General features: G+C 67.5%; 16 protein-coding genes and 2 pseudogenes. 10 read left to right on the forward strand and 8 right to left on the reverse strand.

The annotated features are described in order from the left end of the window. Positions 1 to 188, forward strand: a pseudogene (locus Q0W90_RS17505) (cutinase family protein); the annotation flags it as partial. Between the two features lie 110 nt (positions 189 to 298). On the opposite strand, the gene Q0W90_RS17510 reads toward Q0W90_RS17505, so the two are convergent. After that, positions 299 to 1,063, reverse strand: coding sequence for an SDR family NAD(P)-dependent oxidoreductase (locus Q0W90_RS17510; RefSeq protein ID WP_297599488.1), 765 nt, complete (start codon positions 1,061 to 1,063; stop codon positions 299 to 301). 158 nt (positions 1,064 to 1,221) lie between these two features. Further along, entirely contained in the window at positions 1,222 to 2,190 is a 969-nt protein-coding gene (locus Q0W90_RS17515; RefSeq protein ID WP_297699981.1) for an oxygenase MpaB family protein, read from the reverse strand. 200 nt (positions 2,191 to 2,390) lie between these two features. On the opposite strand from Q0W90_RS17515, the gene Q0W90_RS17520 reads away from it, so the two are divergent. The 3 genes from Q0W90_RS17520 to Q0W90_RS17530 all read left to right on the forward strand — a co-directional run bounded on the left by Q0W90_RS17520 (position 2,391) and on the right by Q0W90_RS17530 (position 5,286). Then, positions 2,391 to 3,020, forward strand: a complete 630-nt coding sequence (locus tag Q0W90_RS17520) for a TetR/AcrR family transcriptional regulator (protein WP_297599490.1) — start codon at positions 2,391 to 2,393, stop codon at positions 3,018 to 3,020. 9 nt (positions 3,021 to 3,029) lie between these two features. Further along, complete coding sequence (locus Q0W90_RS17525; protein ID WP_297775459.1) at positions 3,030 to 4,403, forward strand: adenylate/guanylate cyclase domain-containing protein; 1,374 nt, start codon at positions 3,030 to 3,032, stop codon at positions 4,401 to 4,403. 136 nt (positions 4,404 to 4,539) lie between these two features. After that, on the forward strand, positions 4,540 to 5,286 hold the full coding sequence (locus tag Q0W90_RS17530; RefSeq protein WP_297599492.1) for a methyltransferase domain-containing protein: 747 nt from the start codon (positions 4,540 to 4,542) through the stop codon (positions 5,284 to 5,286). A 29-nt stretch (positions 5,287 to 5,315) separates the two neighbouring features. On the opposite strand, the gene Q0W90_RS17535 is transcribed toward Q0W90_RS17530, so the two are convergent. The 3 genes from Q0W90_RS17535 to Q0W90_RS17545 form a co-directional block, all read right to left on the reverse strand. Beyond that, positions 5,316 to 5,768 (reverse strand): SRPBCC family protein, encoded by a 453-nt coding sequence (locus tag Q0W90_RS17535; protein WP_297775460.1) that lies wholly within the window; start codon positions 5,766 to 5,768, stop codon positions 5,316 to 5,318. A 104-nt stretch (positions 5,769 to 5,872) separates the two neighbouring features. Then, entirely contained in the window at positions 5,873 to 6,037 is a 165-nt protein-coding gene (locus tag Q0W90_RS17540; protein WP_297599494.1) for a hypothetical protein, read from the reverse strand. 154 nt (positions 6,038 to 6,191) lie between these two features. Further along, positions 6,192 to 7,037 (reverse strand): SDR family oxidoreductase, encoded by an 846-nt coding sequence (locus Q0W90_RS17545; RefSeq protein WP_297699987.1) that lies wholly within the window; start codon positions 7,035 to 7,037, stop codon positions 6,192 to 6,194. Between the two features lie 92 nt (positions 7,038 to 7,129). Here Q0W90_RS17545 and Q0W90_RS17550 point away from each other — a divergent pair, with 92 nt between their 5' ends. Then, positions 7,130 to 7,744, forward strand: a complete 615-nt coding sequence (locus Q0W90_RS17550) for a PaaI family thioesterase (RefSeq protein WP_297599496.1) — start codon at positions 7,130 to 7,132, stop codon at positions 7,742 to 7,744. 17 nt (positions 7,745 to 7,761) lie between these two features. On the opposite strand, the gene Q0W90_RS17555 is transcribed toward Q0W90_RS17550, so the two are convergent. Both Q0W90_RS17555 and Q0W90_RS17560 read right to left on the reverse strand, forming a co-directional pair. Further along, the gene (locus Q0W90_RS17555) at positions 7,762 to 8,526 is read right to left on the reverse strand and encodes a DUF2127 domain-containing protein (protein ID WP_297599497.1); all 765 of its coding nucleotides are present in this window, start codon (positions 8,524 to 8,526) and stop codon (positions 7,762 to 7,764) included. 102 nt (positions 8,527 to 8,628) lie between these two features. Then, entirely contained in the window at positions 8,629 to 9,480 is an 852-nt protein-coding gene (locus Q0W90_RS17560; RefSeq protein WP_297599502.1) for a helix-turn-helix domain-containing protein, read from the reverse strand. Positions 9,481 to 9,604: 124 nt separating this feature from the next. Here Q0W90_RS17560 and Q0W90_RS17565 point away from each other — a divergent pair, with 124 nt between their 5' ends. The 5 genes from Q0W90_RS17565 to Q0W90_RS17585 all read left to right on the forward strand — a co-directional run bounded on the left by Q0W90_RS17565 (position 9,605) and on the right by Q0W90_RS17585 (position 14,324). Beyond that, entirely contained in the window at positions 9,605 to 10,648 is a 1,044-nt protein-coding gene (locus Q0W90_RS17565) for a zinc-binding dehydrogenase (protein WP_297599498.1), read from the forward strand. Further along, on the forward strand, positions 10,645 to 11,055 hold the full coding sequence (locus tag Q0W90_RS17570; protein ID WP_297599499.1) for a nuclear transport factor 2 family protein: 411 nt from the start codon (positions 10,645 to 10,647) through the stop codon (positions 11,053 to 11,055). Before Q0W90_RS17565 ends, Q0W90_RS17570 begins: the two co-directional genes overlap by 4 nt. A gap of 18 nt (positions 11,056 to 11,073) precedes the next feature. Further along, entirely contained in the window at positions 11,074 to 11,892 is an 819-nt protein-coding gene (locus tag Q0W90_RS17575; RefSeq protein WP_297599500.1) for an SDR family NAD(P)-dependent oxidoreductase, read from the forward strand. Positions 11,893 to 12,145: 253 nt separating this feature from the next. After that, the gene (locus tag Q0W90_RS17580) at positions 12,146 to 13,438 is read left to right on the forward strand and encodes a sodium:proton exchanger (RefSeq protein ID WP_297775465.1); all 1,293 of its coding nucleotides are present in this window, start codon (positions 12,146 to 12,148) and stop codon (positions 13,436 to 13,438) included. Between the two features lie 34 nt (positions 13,439 to 13,472). Beyond that, positions 13,473 to 14,324: an SDR family oxidoreductase gene (locus Q0W90_RS17585; protein ID WP_297699991.1), complete on the forward strand. Its 852-nt coding sequence runs from the start codon at positions 13,473 to 13,475 to the stop codon at positions 14,322 to 14,324. On the opposite strand, the pseudogene Q0W90_RS17590 reads toward Q0W90_RS17585, so the two are convergent. After that, a pseudogene (locus Q0W90_RS17590) lies at positions 14,316 to 15,084 on the reverse strand (NAD(P)/FAD-dependent oxidoreductase); the annotation flags it as partial. The gene Q0W90_RS17585 and the pseudogene Q0W90_RS17590 overlap by 9 nt on opposite strands.

Raw genomic sequence — 15,084 nt, forward strand, 5'->3', positions numbered from 1 at the left:
AAACCCTCAAAGTCTGCGCCACCGAAGACCCCGTCTGCTCCGACGGCATGAACTTCGCCGCCCACGACACCTACGCCGACGACGGCTCCATCATCGCCAAAGGCGTCACCTTCGCCTCCAGCCACCTCGGCACGGGCGGGACCGGCGCGATGTCGGTCGCGTCGCCGCACGGCGGTTTCGGGGAATGAGGGGTGCTGCTCGACGTCAAGCCGGCTGATCGCTGACGAACCCCTCGTCCCCTATTGCCTTGTCTCACGGGCGGTTCCACATCCGTGCACGCGATGTTCGACGCGATCGGCTAACCGCCGAACATCGCGGTGATCGTCTCGTTGAACCGGGGATAAATGTCGTCGTAGGTGCCGTCGCGCTCGGCGAACCGGAACATCTTGACGCGCTCCACCACGATCTCGTTGGCCTGTGGCTGCGTCTGCAACAGGGTCATCGTCTCGGTGATGTACTCCTCGAGTGGCATCGCCCGGGGGTCGAATCCCCGCTCGCCCTGCAGCGCGGTACGTACATGCGGCGGAATGATCTCGATGACCTGCACCGAGGTGTCGCGCAGCTGGAAGCGCAGCGATTCGGTGTAGGAGTGCAGCGCCGCCTTGGAGGCGCAGTAGGTCGGGGTGAGCGCGCTGGGCATGAACGCCAGACCGGACGTGACGTTGAGGATCGTGGCGTGCGGCTTGCGCAGCAGCGCCGGCAGCAAGGCCGAGGTCAACCGCATGGGGCCCAGCAGGTTGATGGCAACGGACTGCTCGGCCAGGCCGACATTGCCGCTGGTGAGGTCCTCGACCCGCTGAATGCCGGCGTTGTTGACCAGCACATTGAGGTCCGGGTAGTGATCGGTCACCTGAGTGGCGAATCGCCGGATGTCGGCGGCATCGCCTTGATCGAGCGACAGGGTCTGCATGCCCGGGTTGGCCTCCGCGACAGCCTGTAGCTGGTCGCTGCGCCGGGCGGCGATGATCACCTGGTTGCCCAACCGGTGGAAAGACTCGGCCAGACCGCGGCCGATTCCGCTGCCACCGCCGGTGACCAGAACGGTGTTGCCCGTCATCTGCATCGCGGTTCTCCTTCGGGTCTGCGGTCGGCTCGCTCGACCGGCCTACTCGACCGACGTTGCGGAATGCCCCATTGCGGAGCCGGCTAACCACCATGCCTTATCCGCCCGCGTGGTGTCACTGCCGACGCTGCGCCCAGGACGAGCCGCCGGGAACCTGATTACGCCGCGGCGCGGTTGTACAACCTACGCGGGTCGACGCCCGCGCGGGCCCATGCCCGAGCCGCCCAGGGAGTGTAGAGCGCCTTGACGGGTAGCCGATTGATCAGCGGATTGAGCGCCCGGATGACCGCAGCGATCCGCTGGAACCGCCTCTCCTTCTTGGCATCCCACTGCAGCTGGCACACCTCGCGCATCTGCGACGGCAACGTTCCGACGACGATAAGGCGGGTGTAGGCGTTCAGCGGCGCCGAGGCCACGTCCCAGATCGGCTTGGGCATCCAGCGCGGGCCCGGGATGCCTTTGCGGATGTATCCGGTGCCATACAGCACGGTCTTGTGCGGGACGAACCGGTCGAGCATCTCGTCCCAGTAAGCCACGAAGTCGTCGTAGGTCTGCGGCTGCCCGCGGTCGCTGACGCCGTAGAGGCTGTACCAGACCTTGCCCTCGTTGAAGATCTGCTCCTTCTCGGCGTGTGACAACCGGCGGATGAACGTGTCGGCGTTGTAGATGACCTGGTCGACGAAGGTGGCGTGCGCCCAGTAGAACAGCTCCGGGTTCAGCGCGTGATACCTCGAACCGTCGCTGATGGTGCCCTTGATCGTCTTGTGGAAGTCGCGCACCTTGCGGCCCCATCCGTGCGGGTCCTCGGAATAGATGGTGTTCATCAGGGGAGGCGCGGTCCGCTTGGCCCGGCCCAACGTGTCGCTGAAGACCACGGAGTGATCCAGCACGCCCTGCGCGAGCTGCTCGATGCAATTCTCGACCCCGGCGGTGCGCTGGAAACCGAAGAGTTGGGTCCGGTTGTCTCCGTAGAACTTCCAGATCAACGAATCGGGCCCCAGCCGCGGTGAGGTGTCCCCGGCCGACCAGTCTGCCCCGTCAGTCGGCATCGGCACCGCTTCGCGAACGCCGCTGTCGAATCGCGCTCCCGCGCTCACCCCGGCGAGCCGGTCATTCTGGGCGGTCATGCCCACCTCCTCATGGCGCACGCGGTGCGTCCGACCCCGCCGAAGCGTTGTGAACCAGTGATACAAACTCGTATCCTTGTTCCAGAGCTTAGCAACCGCGCGACGGCATCGCACATCGCCCGGTCAGGCCGCGCCGGCTTTCCCGCCCCCGAAAAGTCGGCCCAGAGTCGTGCTGGAGAGTTGATACGATGCCGCCAATCATGCAGTCCGAACCGGGCTCTGCCAGTGCCGAGGCGCTCACCGATCTCGATCGCACCATCCTGGACGCCGCGCGCGGCGTGTTCGAGACCTACGGCGTGCGTCGTGCCAATATCGACGACGTCGCCGCCCGCGCCGGGGTCAGCCGCAGCACCATCTACCGTCGCTTTCCGACCAAGGAGAACCTGTTCGGGCACGTGGTGCGGCGCGAGGCCGAACTCTTCTTCAGCACGCTGGGTGAGGCCACGGCCGGGTGTAATCCGCAAGAGGCGGTGATCGAGGCGTTCGCGCTCGGGGTGCGCCTGGTGCAGGACTCACCGCTGTATTCGCGGATCGCCGACAGCGAACCCGAGTTGTTCGGCATGTTTTCCCGGTCGCAGGTGTTCCCGATCCGCCAGTTCGCCGACGGGATCGCCCACACCCTGCGACGCTGCGGCGCCGACGCGACCGACGCCGACCTGGACAACATCGCCGACATCCTGCTTCGCGTCGCCCTCGGCATCATCGTCTTTCCCACCGACCGACTCGACACCTCGGACCCGGTGGCGGTCCGCGAGTACGCCGCCCGCTATCTGGTTCCGATCATCAGCAGGCCCGTTGACGGGCCTCGAATTGTCGGCACCCTGCACTAGCCTTGAGCCGTGGCTGGGAGTTCTGCGGCTCCGCGGACCCGGTACGCCAGTTGCGGCGAGATCGACATCGCCTATCAGCTCTTCGGCGATGGGCCGATGGACCTGCTCATGCTGCCGGGCCCGCTTATCCCGATCGACTGCGTCGACCTCGAGCCCTCGATGTACCGCTTTCATCGCCGGCTCGCGTCGTTCTGCCGGGTGATCCGCTTCGATCAGCGCGGGATCGGCCTGTCATCCCGGGTTCCGCTGGACATGCTCGGCCCGGAATCGTGGGCACAGGATGCGCTCGCGGTCATGGACGCGGTCGGTTGCGAGCGAGCCACCGTCTTCGCCCCGGGTTTCACCACGCTCGCCGGTGTGGTTCTCGCCGCTGACCACCCCGACCGAGTGAACAGCCTTGTCATCGCCAACGGCGCGGCGCGAACGCTGCGGGGGCCCGACTACCCCATCGGGGCCGAACTCGACGCCGCCGATCGATTCACGTCGATCGGGATGGAGCCGGACGCCGTCCAGCAGGGTTTCGACATGCTCGGCATCATCGCGCCCTCCGTGGCGGATGACGCCGCGTTCCGCTCGTGGTGGGACATGGCCGGCAACCGGGCCGCGTCACCCAGCATGGCCCGTGCGTTCATCAACAAGGTCAGGGAGGGCGATGTCCGCGACCGCCTGCCGCGCGTCGCGGTGCCGACGCTGATCCTGCATCGCGACAACCCTGCCTTCAGCCCCGTCGAGCACGCGCACTACCTCGCCGAGCGCATCGCCGGATCGCACCTCGTCGAACTGCCCGGCGAGGACGCCCTGTACTGGGTCGGCGACACCGCGCCCATGCTCGACGAGATCGAAGAGTTCATCACCGGGGTGCGTGGCGGCTCCGACGCCGAGCGGCTGCTCACCACGATCATGTTCACTGACATCGTCGGCTCCACCGAGCGCGCCGCGGCGCTGGGTGATCACCGCTGGCGCGACCTGCTGGACAACCACGACAGGATCGTGCGCCACGAACTGCAACGCTTTTCCGGCCGCGAAGTCAACACGGCCGGGGACGGATTCGTCGCGACGTTCAGTAGCCCGAGCGCGGCGATCGCCTGCGCCGACGCCATCGTGGACGCCGTCCACGTGCTGGGCATCGAGGTGCGGGTCGGCATTCACGCCGGCGAAGTCGAGGTGCGTGGCGCGGACGTCGCGGGCATGGCCGTCCACATCGGCGCGCGAGTGGCGGCACTCGCCGGGCCCGGCGAGGTACTGGTGTCGTCCACGCTGCGCGACATCGTCACCGGCTCGCGGCACAGATTCGGCGACCGCGGCGAGACCGCGCTCAAGGGCGTGCCCGGTTACTGGCGGCTGTACGCTCTGGTCCGCGAGCACGCCGTCGCTCGCCGATAACCCGGCGGACAATTCGCAGCGGTCGAAGACGTCGGGGGCCCCGGCGTAGGCTTCGGGCGGGGATTTACCGGAGCCGCTTCGCGGCTTGTCTTTCGATTTCTGGCGTCCAGCTCGGCATTTGCTCGAAGGAGTAGGCATGACCGACGTGCACATCTCGCTGTCTCCCGCGCTCCGGCGAGGGCTGGATCTGCTCATCGACCCGCCGGCCAACCCGGATGTCAGCCGGGGTTACCTCGACCTGCTCGGTGCCGGTTCGGCCGGGGACGCTGCTGTAGGGAAAAACAGCGGCCCCATCCAGGCCGCGTGGGCGTCGCCGATCGGATCGATGCTCTACGACAACGCGCAGGCCTTTTCTCGCCGGTGGATCAGCGCCTGGCAACTGCCGCTCGAGCGGTTGAACATCCCGCGGGGCGGTGTCGCGCTGGACGTCGGCTCGGGCCCGGGCAACGTCACGGCGTCGCTGGCGCGTGCCGCCGGTCCGGACGGGCTGGCCCTCGGCGTCGATATCTCCGAGCCGATGCTGGCCCGCGCGGTTCGTAATGAGGCCGGGCCGCAGGTCGGTTTCATCAAGGCCGATGCACAGCGACTTCCGCTGCGCGACAACATCTTCGATGCCGCGGTGTCGACCGCCGTGCTGCAATTGATTCCGGACCCCAAAGCCGCGCTCACCGAGATCGCGCGGGTGCTGCGGCCCGGCGGCAGGCTGGCCGTCATGGTGCCGACGGCCGGGTGGCTGACACGCTATTGGCAGTTGCTGCCGAATGTCGGGGCGCATGCGTTCGACGACGACGAAATCGCTGACACCTTGGAAGACAACGGATTTGCCAGCGTGCGGGTCAAGAACTTCGGGCCCTTCCAGTGGGTGCGCGCCAAGTTGGGCTGATTTTCGCCGGACGACGCGCGGGCGGCTTGTCAGTCGGCGCTCTGCGCCAGCACGGCGAGCCGATCCATCGACTCGCGCAACATGTCCACCGTCGTCGAACGAGCGCGCTCGAGGCGCGTGGCATCGGTCAGCTCCGTCCAGTCGTACGTATGCGTCACCGTGGTCAGCTCGGCATTGACCGGGCTGAGCTCCCAGCGCCACAGATGGCCGGGCGGCTGCTTGCCGGGTTCGGCCGGGCGCCAGGCGATTTTGCTGCCTTCCACGAATTCCGTGACGTGGTTCTCGCGCACCGCACCGTTCGTCAGCGTCGTCTTGAAGATGTCTCCCACACGATGCACACGCTGGCCAGGAGCCGACGAGGCCAGGTTGTCGTTGCCGTCCCAGCTCGGCTGGCGGGACGGGTCGGCGATCAGTTCGAAGATCCGGGCGGCATTGGCCGACATCACGCGGGTGGCGCTCACAACGCGTTCAAGTTCCGACATATCGCTATCCAAACACGCCGGGGGGCGATGCGTGCGGCGGCGAGGCGCGAACTCGGCGGTTTCGCCACCGTCGACGGTGGCGGTGATGAAGGCCCGACCGGGCGTCAGCAGCGTTCGACGCCCCTGGACATGATGCGCGGCCCGGTGGCCGCCGGGCGCCGCTTGCTTCCGAGCACCGCATACAGCGCCTCGCAGGCACGCGCCCGCAGCGGCGCGACCATGTCGAGGTTGGCGGAGCCCTGGCTGACCCAGGACGGAAGTGTGGCCACAGTGTGATCCTTTGTCTTTTCGGCCGTGCGCCGATTCATTCCATTGCACCACAGCTGTTTTGCGGAAGCGCAGCGCCGAGGTGAATGTCACGAAGATCCGCGCTGTGGGATAACACACATTCACGGTGCAACGAAAGGCACGCAACAGCGGGACTTAGCGAAAGCGCCTGAGCCGGCGTAGGTACCCGAACACGTGGCGCGCCGGCACCGCCTTCGGCCAGTCGTCGGACCGGAAATAGGCGTCGGTGCCGCCGTCAACGAATATGACGCTGCCGCAAAGGAAATCGGCGGCATCCGACAACATAAAGCACATCCACTCGGCCATGTGCCCGGGGTCGCCGAAGCCGCCGACCGGGACCGGGAACGACCGAACCGCCTTGGCCTGCCCAGGGTCCGCCAGCTGTTCCTGCAGAAGCGGTGTCATGACCGCACCGGGTGCGAGGGCGTTCAGGCGCACGCCCGACCCGGCCCATTCGGGCAGCACGGCGTGTCGCCGCACCCAACGGCTGACGGCGATTTTCGAGGCGCCGTACATCATGGCCGGCGCGGCCGGCCCGAACAGCCGCACCGAGCGCAACGCCTTACCGGCGTCGTGCGCGAGTAGCGCCTTCACGGCTCGGTGGGGCACCGCGGGCATCGTCGTCGTCGAATTGCTAGCGACGACAACGACTTTGGCACGGCCAGCGGCGGCCAGCGCGCCTCGCCAGGCGAGGAGCGGCTCAACGACCCCGAAATAATTGACCTGGGCGATCTGGCGAACACGATTCGGGGCGGGGCTGGGCCCCAGACCGGCCGCCAGCACGGCACCGTCAAGCCTGTTGCCCGAGGCCGCCAGGACACGCTCGGCGGCCTCGTTACGGCCGTGTGGTGTCGACAAATCGGCGACGATGTCGGCGTCCTTGATGTCGACACCGATCACCGTGTGCCCACCGTCCCGGAGGCGCTGCGCGGTCTCGCGCCCCATCCCGGACGCCGATCCGGTGATCGCATAGGTTCCCATCGAGTCCTCCGTTCCCGGGGAAGTATGCCCGCCCGGCCTGGCGGCGCGGACGGGCACGGCCCGCTGGGTGGACACACTGCTAAGTTGCGAACATGCATGACCAAACGCCCTGCATCGATTTCGGCCAGCTCGAGTCGGTGTACGCGCCGCTGGCCGAATCGATCCGCCGGCTCGTCGACGCTAGCATCCGCACCGAGGCCGGCCCCGCGGCGGTGGCTGCTGCCACGTCCAAGATCGACAGTGCCACAGCGGAATTGAGCGAGGCGCTGAAACCCGGGCCGTTCGGCGTGCACCGGAATCCGGATGGCCAGACCATCGCGTGGGGCAATGCCGTGGTCGGCGTGCGTAATCCGATCGCGCCGCCTCTGGTCATCCACCGTGATCCCGACGGGCTGGTGTGGTCGGAGTTCGTCCTGGGCGCCGCCTACGAAGGGCCGCCGGACACCGTGCACGGCGGTGTGTGCGCGCTGGTGCTCGACCATGTGCTCGGCGCGACCGCGCACCAGCCCGACAGGCCCGCCTTCACCGGCACGCTCACGCTGCGATACCGGCGCCCCACGGCGCTGGGACGGCCGCTGCGCGCGCAGGCTCATGTCGAGCGCGTCGAGGGCGTCAAGACGTTCGCCGTCGGTCACCTGGCCGACGAGCACGGCGTCACCGTGGAAGCCGAGGGCATTTTCATTCATCCCCGGCAGGCCCCGGCATAACGAACCTGACGCCGGCGTCAGGCCCTCGTCGCGGCCCGCTCGACGTCGAGTAGCTGCTCGCCGCGTCGTTCCTCGTCGTAGGCCGCACGCCCGCCGCGCAGGCCGAACAGCCGCTTGGAGATCAGCAGGTAGATCACCGCGGCGACGTTGATGGTGAACGTCACCACCCGGGTCATGGTGATGCCCCTGGCCAGGTCGTAGACCTCCAGCGGCAGGAAGACCGAGGTGGCGATCACCGCGAAGTATTCGCCCCAGCGCTTGAGCAACCACAGCCCGACGCCCTCGACGACCTCCAGCAGCGCGTAGCCGGCCAGCATCAGGGTCAGCAGCGCCAGGGTGGACGGCTTGGCGGCCAGCGCCTTTTCCAGCTCGTGCACGATGGTCATCTGGTCGACCTTGAAGCCGGCGGCGCGGAAGATCGGCAGGTCTTGGTCGAGGGTGGCCTGAATGGCGCCCCGCGCACCGCGGAACTTCCACACCGCGTAGGCCGCCAGCACGATCACCACCGCCCGGAACAAGCGTTCCACCGCGAGGGTGCGAATGATGATGGCCTGGCGTAAGGCCTTGCCGCGCATGATCATCGGCGCGTCCTCGGCGCGGCCGCGTCCGTGGGGCGCGCCGACGATGAATTCACCGCACCGCAGGCAGCGCCATACCTCACCCAGACCGGTGTTGCCGTTCAGCCGTTCGGCGAGTGCCTGCTCGTCGGGCGCATAGGTGACGTGTCCCGCGAGCGCGCAGGTGACCAGCTCCCACCGATTGAGGCGGCGTTCTTTGGGCATGGCCGATCATCGACCGCGGGTGCCCGGCCGCGCAAGGGGACGCGCACAGCGGCGTCAGAAGCGCGGCCTTATGTGCCACGGCTTTTCGCCTCCCGCGCGGGGCTACCCCGCGTGTGGAGCTTGCGATTCGCTCAATGCCGTCGTCTCATCGGTCAGGTGTTTGCCGATGTCCCGGACCTGCCGCGCGCTCAGCGGGCACAGCGGGTGTACGGCCACCATCAGGGAAACGCGTCGCTGGTCATCGAAAACCGGTGCGGCGATGGTCACCACGGGTTGTTTGCGGCGGCCGGGATTGTCGTCGGAAAGGAAACCGATGGTGGTGAACTCGACAAGCAGCTGGTCCATGATGTGGCGCACCGGCGTCGGCATCTCGCTGCTGTCCAAGGTGCCGACCACCTGGACGGCCTGCGCCAGCGCGGGCGTCGTCCAGTCGACGTCGAACCCCCGTTCTCGCGTGTGTGCGAGCACCTGTTGGAGGCGCTCCGTTCGATCGGCGTTGCCACCCGCACCGCGGCGGACCCAGGCGCATTGTTCCTCCTCGGTGTCCCAGGCCGCCATCGCGACGCCGAACGGCGGTGCGTAGGGAATGCGATCACCCGGTATTCCCGACGGCTGGGTGGCGGGTTCACCCTCAAAGGCGGTGACCACCAGGGAATCCCCGAACTTCTCGACCACCGAACAGGCGTAGCCGACCTCGCGGGACAGGCGCAGGGCCGCCGAACGTGCCGCATGCGCGAGCGGTCGGGCGGTGTCGGTGCGGGCGGCCACCACCGCGAGTGCGGGCCCCAGGGCGAACGTCTTCGTGACCGGGTCGCGGCTGGCCCATCCGCGGTCGCACAACGTCTTCAGGATCGCGTGCGCCGTCGCCTGCGTGAGATCCAGTTCACGCACGACGTCGGAGAACCGCAGCCGCGCGTTTCCCGACCGCGCCAGGAGCTCGACAACATCGAGCACCCGGGCGGTCGGTGCCGAGGTCGATCCGCGAATCGCTTGACTCCTTCGCCGCAAGATTTTTACAGTTGTGCGAACATTCGAGATTCTATATCGACTATTCGAGAAAGTTAACGTATTGCGCGCTGTGGTGTTACGAGACGGTCGGTTACAGGTCCGCGAGACGCGGGACCCCCGGCCCGGGCCGGGCGAGTTGTTACTGCGCACGTTGAGCACAGCGATCTGCGCGTCCGACGTGCACTTCATGGACCACCCGGAACTTGCGATCGACGACCCGACGGGTCGTTCGCTCTACGACACCGAGCGTGACATCGTGCTCGGTCACGAATTCGTCGGTGAGGTCATCGGGCACGGCCCCGGCTGCACCGACCAGTTCGCCGTCGGTACCCGGGTGACGGCCATGCCGGTGCGGCTGGTCGACGGCGGGGCGGGCGGCATGCGCATCATCGGACAACACCCCGAAGCCCAGGGCAGTTTCGCTGAGCTGCTGGTGGTTTCGGAGGTGGCGGCCAAGCCCGTCCCCGGTGACGTGTCCAACGACGCCGTCGCATTGACCGACGCGTTCGCCGTCGGCGAGTTCTACGTGCGGTCGGCGCGGATGCAACCGGGGGAGGTCGCCATCGTCATCGGCGCGGGGGCGATCGGGCTTTCGGCCGTCGCCGCCCTGGCCGGCCGCGGCATCGAACCCATCATCGTCGCGGACTACAAATCCGACCGGCGCGAGCTGGCGCGCGACCGCTTCGGGGCGCATGTGCTGGTCGACCCGTCGGAGAAGTCCCCGTTCGATGCGTTCAACGAGGTGCGCGCGCAGCGCGGATTGCCCGGACCCGCCGTCGTATTCGAATGCGTCGGCGCGGCCGGGCTGATCCAGAAGCTGGTCGAATCCGCCGAGATGGGCACCCGAATCTATTGCGCGGGCGGCTGGTACACCGGCGACACCCTCGACATCACCACCGCCACCCGGCAAGGGGTGACCATCCAGTTCGGCGGTGGCCCGCACCCGCAGGACTGGTATGGCACGCTCGACGCGATCGCGTCGGGGCGGCTGGACCCGCTACCGAGCGTCGGCACGATCATCGGCCTCGACGAGGTGCCCGGCGCCCTCGAGCTGGCCCGCAGGTCCGACGGTCCACCCCGCATCGTCGTCCGCCCGAATGGAGACCGCTCGTGAGCGAAAGAGATGACCGCCAAGACATTTCGGAGCTGCTGGTGCGCTATGCCACCGCGATCGACCGGCGCGACTGGCCGCTGTTTCGCACCGTGTTCACCGACGACTGTGAACTCGACTACGGCGAGATCGGCCGCTGGCAGGGTGTCGACGAAGTGACCGACTTCATGGACAAGACGCACGCGATGGCGGGTCATACCCTGCATCGGTTATCCAACCAGGTCATCACGGTCGATGGCGACGAAGCCTCCGCCCGAACCTATGTCGACGCGGTGATCATGTTCGGTGACAACCAAGCCGGCGTAAACGCGTGGGGTTTCTACGACGACGACATCGTGCGGACCTCCGATGGATGGCGCATTGCGCGACGCCGGTTCACCCAGGTGCGCGTCGCTACGTTCGGCCAATAAGGGAGCGGGAGCAGACACATGACGTTCGCTACCAAGTACGGACCGTGGGCGCTGGTGGCCGGCGCATCCGACGGTGTGGGCGCGGCGTTCGCCGAAGGCCTGGCCGAGCGCGGTGTCAACGTCGTTCTGCTTGCCCGCCGGCAAAGCGCGCTCGACCGCGTCGCGGCCGAGATCGAGAGCAAGACGTCGGCACAAACCCGCACTGTCGCCATCGATCTCGCGCAGCCGGGTGCGGCAGCGGCGGTCGCCGCGGCCACCAGCGGCCTGGAGATCGGGATGCTCGTCTACTGCGCGGGTGCCGATCCGAACTTCACACCGTTCCTTGCCAATTCGATCGAGGCCGCCGAGGCGATGGTCCAACGCAACTGCATGGTGCCCATGCAGCTGTGCCACCATTTCGCCCCCGCGATGGTGGAGCGGGGCAGCGGCGGCATCGTCCTCTTCGGTTCCGGTGCCGGGCTGGCCGGTGGGCCCAACATGGTCGCCTACGGTGCCTCCAAGGCTTTCGACATGGTTTTCGCCGAGGCGTTGTGGGCCGAACTGCACGGCAAGGGGGTCGATGTGCTGGGCCTCATCCTGGGCAAGACCGATACACCGGCCCTGCGTCAGCTCGAGTACAGCCGCGGCCAGATCGGCTCGCCCGACGAGTCGCCGCCGGACGCGGCGGCCGTGTCCGACGTCATCGCCGAGGCGTTCGAGAACCTGGGCAACGGTCCGACCTTGATGGTGGGTGACACCATGCGCGCGGCCGCGCAGCTGCTGGCGTCGCTGAGCCGCAATCAGGCCGTCGAGCTTTTCACCCAGGCCGCCGTCGCGGCCATGGGCCCGGGCGATTAGCGATCCGTGGGAACCGGCCCCGTTCGCTGTGCGTCGTAGTGGGTAGTAACAAGGTTTGCCAAAGTCCAAAATCAGGGCAACCTAACTTTTGCTTGAGTAGGTTCCTGGTCAGCAAATATAGACTCGGGCGCATCGTTGACTTTGCCCACCCTCCGCGTTGCTGACGGTGTAGGTCACGGGTAGCTTGGGTAACCAGTTCGCCACGGCAACCGAGCCGAAGTACCCACCACCCGATCGCCGCTTCCCGCGAAGGATGACGATGCTCGCCATAGACAGGCCCGCTGCCGACGTCCCGATGACGGCGCAGTGGCGGCGTCGCACCCTGACCCGTTCGGGGTTGATCACCGGCGCATTCGTCGCCCCGGCCGTCGTCATCCGGATCGCCGGCCTGCACACCGGCGCGGTGCCCGCCCTGCTGATCTTCGGGGCCGCGGTGGTGGCGGCCAGCTTCCTGCTCGCCTGGGCCGCCGAGGCCGCCCAGATCGACGTGTCCGGCGGGCTGGCGACGGCCCTCCTCGCCTTGATCGCGGTCCTGCCCGAATACGCGGTCGACCTCTACTACGCGTACGTGTCCGGGCACAACGCCGAATACACGCAGTACGCCGCGGCCAACATGACCGGGTCGAACCGGCTGCTGATGGGCCTGGGCTGGCCCGTCGTGGTGTTGGTCAGCATCCTGGTGGCGCGCAAGTCCGGATCCGGGAAACCCACCGGTTTGACACTGGAGCCAGCAAACCGCGTGGAACTGGGATTCCTGTTGATCGCCGGCGTCATCGCGTTCGCGGTACCGGCAACCGGTGAGATTCATTTCGGGCTCGGGTTGGCGTTGCTGGCCTGGTTCGGGTTCTACCTCTACAAGATCAGCCACGGCGAAGTCGAAGAGCCCGACCTGATCGGCACCGCCGCCGCGTTGGGCGAACTGCCCGACGGCCGCAGGCGCATCGCCGTGGTCGGCCTCTTTGTTGCCTCGGGGGCGGTGATTCTGCTGTGCGCCAAGCCGTTTGCCGACAACCTGGTGACCGCGGGTACCGAACTGGGCATCAACCGGTTCCTGCTGGTTCAGTGGCTGGCCCCGCTGGCCTCCGAGGCCCCGGAGTTCATCATCGCGACCATTTTCGCCAGCCGCGGCAAGGGCACGGCGGCCATCGCCACGCTGATCTCCTCCAAGGTCAACCAGTGGACCCTGCTGATCGGGTCGTTGCCGATCGCCCACCTGCTCGGTGGCGGCAAGTACTCGCTGTACCTCGACTCCCGCCAGGTGGAGGAGATGCTGCTCACGGCGACCCAAACGATGATGGGCGTGGCGCTGATCCTGGCGCTGCGTTTCCACCGGGGCGCGGCACTGGCGCTGCTGGGATTGTTCGTCGTCCAGTTCGCGATCACCTCGACGCACGGCCGGCTGCTGCTCTGCGGTGTCTACACGGCGGTCGCCGTCGTCGCGCTGATCCGCTACCGGCGCCACCTGCCCGCCACCCTCCGCGCACCGTTCTTGGGGACGGCCGTCCGCCATAGCGGTCACCCGTTACATCCGGTACCGGACCCGTAACGCCCCACGATCACGCGCCGTATACGGTCCAGGTATGAATCGAGTGTCCGTAATCACCGGCGGCGCGGGGGGCATGGGACTGGCCACCGCGAAAATCGTCGGCCGCGACCACACCGTCGTGCTCTGCGACGTCCGGCAGGACCGGCTGACGACCGCCGCCACGACCCTGCATGACATCGGAATCACTCCCACGCTCGTGAACTGTGACGTCACCGACCGGCGAGCTGTTGCGGACCTGCTCGGCACCGCCACGAACCTCGGGACGGTCGTCTCGGTCATCCATACCGCGGGGGTGAGCCCGAGCATGGGTCCCGCCGACTACGTCATGCGGACCAATGCGGTCGGCACCGTCAACGTCGACGAGGAGTTCTTCGCGCTCGCCGGCGAGGGCGCGGTGATCGTCAACGTGGCCTCGATGGCGGCGCACATGCTGCCCGCGGAAATCGTTCCGACAAACCAGTTCCCGCTGGCACTCGACGACGGCCCCGACACTCTTGCCTTCATGGACGCCATGATGGCGGCGTGCGATATCGCCCCCGAGGAGGCGCGCCCCGGCCTCGCGTACGCCCTGAGCAAGAGCTTCGTGAAGTGGTACAGCCAGTCACAGGCGGAGCGCTTCAACGCGCGCGGATTGCGCATCGTCTCGGTTTCCCCGGGGTCGATCGACACCGAGATGGGCAGGCTCGAGGAGGCGGCGGGTGCCGGTGCGATGGTGGCCGACGCCGCGGTCCCCCGGTGGGGCAAGCCGGAGGAAATGGCGGAGCTGCTCGCCTTCTGCGCCAGCGACAAGGCCGGCTACCTCACCGGCACCGACATCCTCAACGACGGCGGGGTGATCGCCTCGATGACCGAGCGAGCCCGGGCGGCCGCCGCCAGCTCAGCCTGAAGATGCCGGAGCACACCGTGTTTCACCATCGGCGGGGTGTGCGACTTTCCGCGCTGGCCCGGCCCTGCGGTGCATCCACTCTCGGCGTCGTAGCCGCCAGGTCCGGCGAGCGTACTCCAGCTCGGTATAGGGCCACTGGGTGACGATGCGACCGGTGGGTGAACGGAAGTAGCTGTCGCACTGCGTCCAGATGGTCCGTGCCAGGTCCGCGGAAAGCCGGTCGTTGAACCGCTTTTCGGCCTCGGGACGGACGTCGAGATATCCGCCGTGGCGCGCCAGCCGGCTCACCGCGCTGGCGACCAACCGGGCCCCGGCCTCGAGGATGTAGACGATGGAGTTGCCGCCCTGGTTGGTGTTAGGGCCGTAGAGCATGAAGAAGTTCGGGAATCCGCTGACCGCCACCCCTAGGTAGGCACACGGGTCGTCACCCCAGTGCTCGTGCAGCCGGCGCCCGCCGGCGCCGATGACCTCGATGCCGGACAGGTAGCGAGACGTCTCGAAGCCGGTCGCCAGCACGATCACGTCGCAGTCGATTTCGCGACCGGACCCGGTGATCACCGACGTCTCGCCGATCCGCGCGATGGGGTCGGTGACCAATTCGACGTTGTCCCGCTGCAGCGCCCGGTAATAGTCGTCGCCCAACAACACTCGCTTACAGCGGAACGGGTAGTCGGGCGTCAGCGCCCGGCGCAATGGCTCGTCGTCGACGGTGCGGTCCAGAAATGACGTCGCGATCTGCGTGCGGGCGGTGACCACGGGG

The sequence above is a fragment of the Mycobacterium sp. genome (assembly GCF_025933915.1).
Lineage (GTDB): Bacteria > Actinomycetota > Actinomycetes > Mycobacteriales > Mycobacteriaceae > Mycobacterium.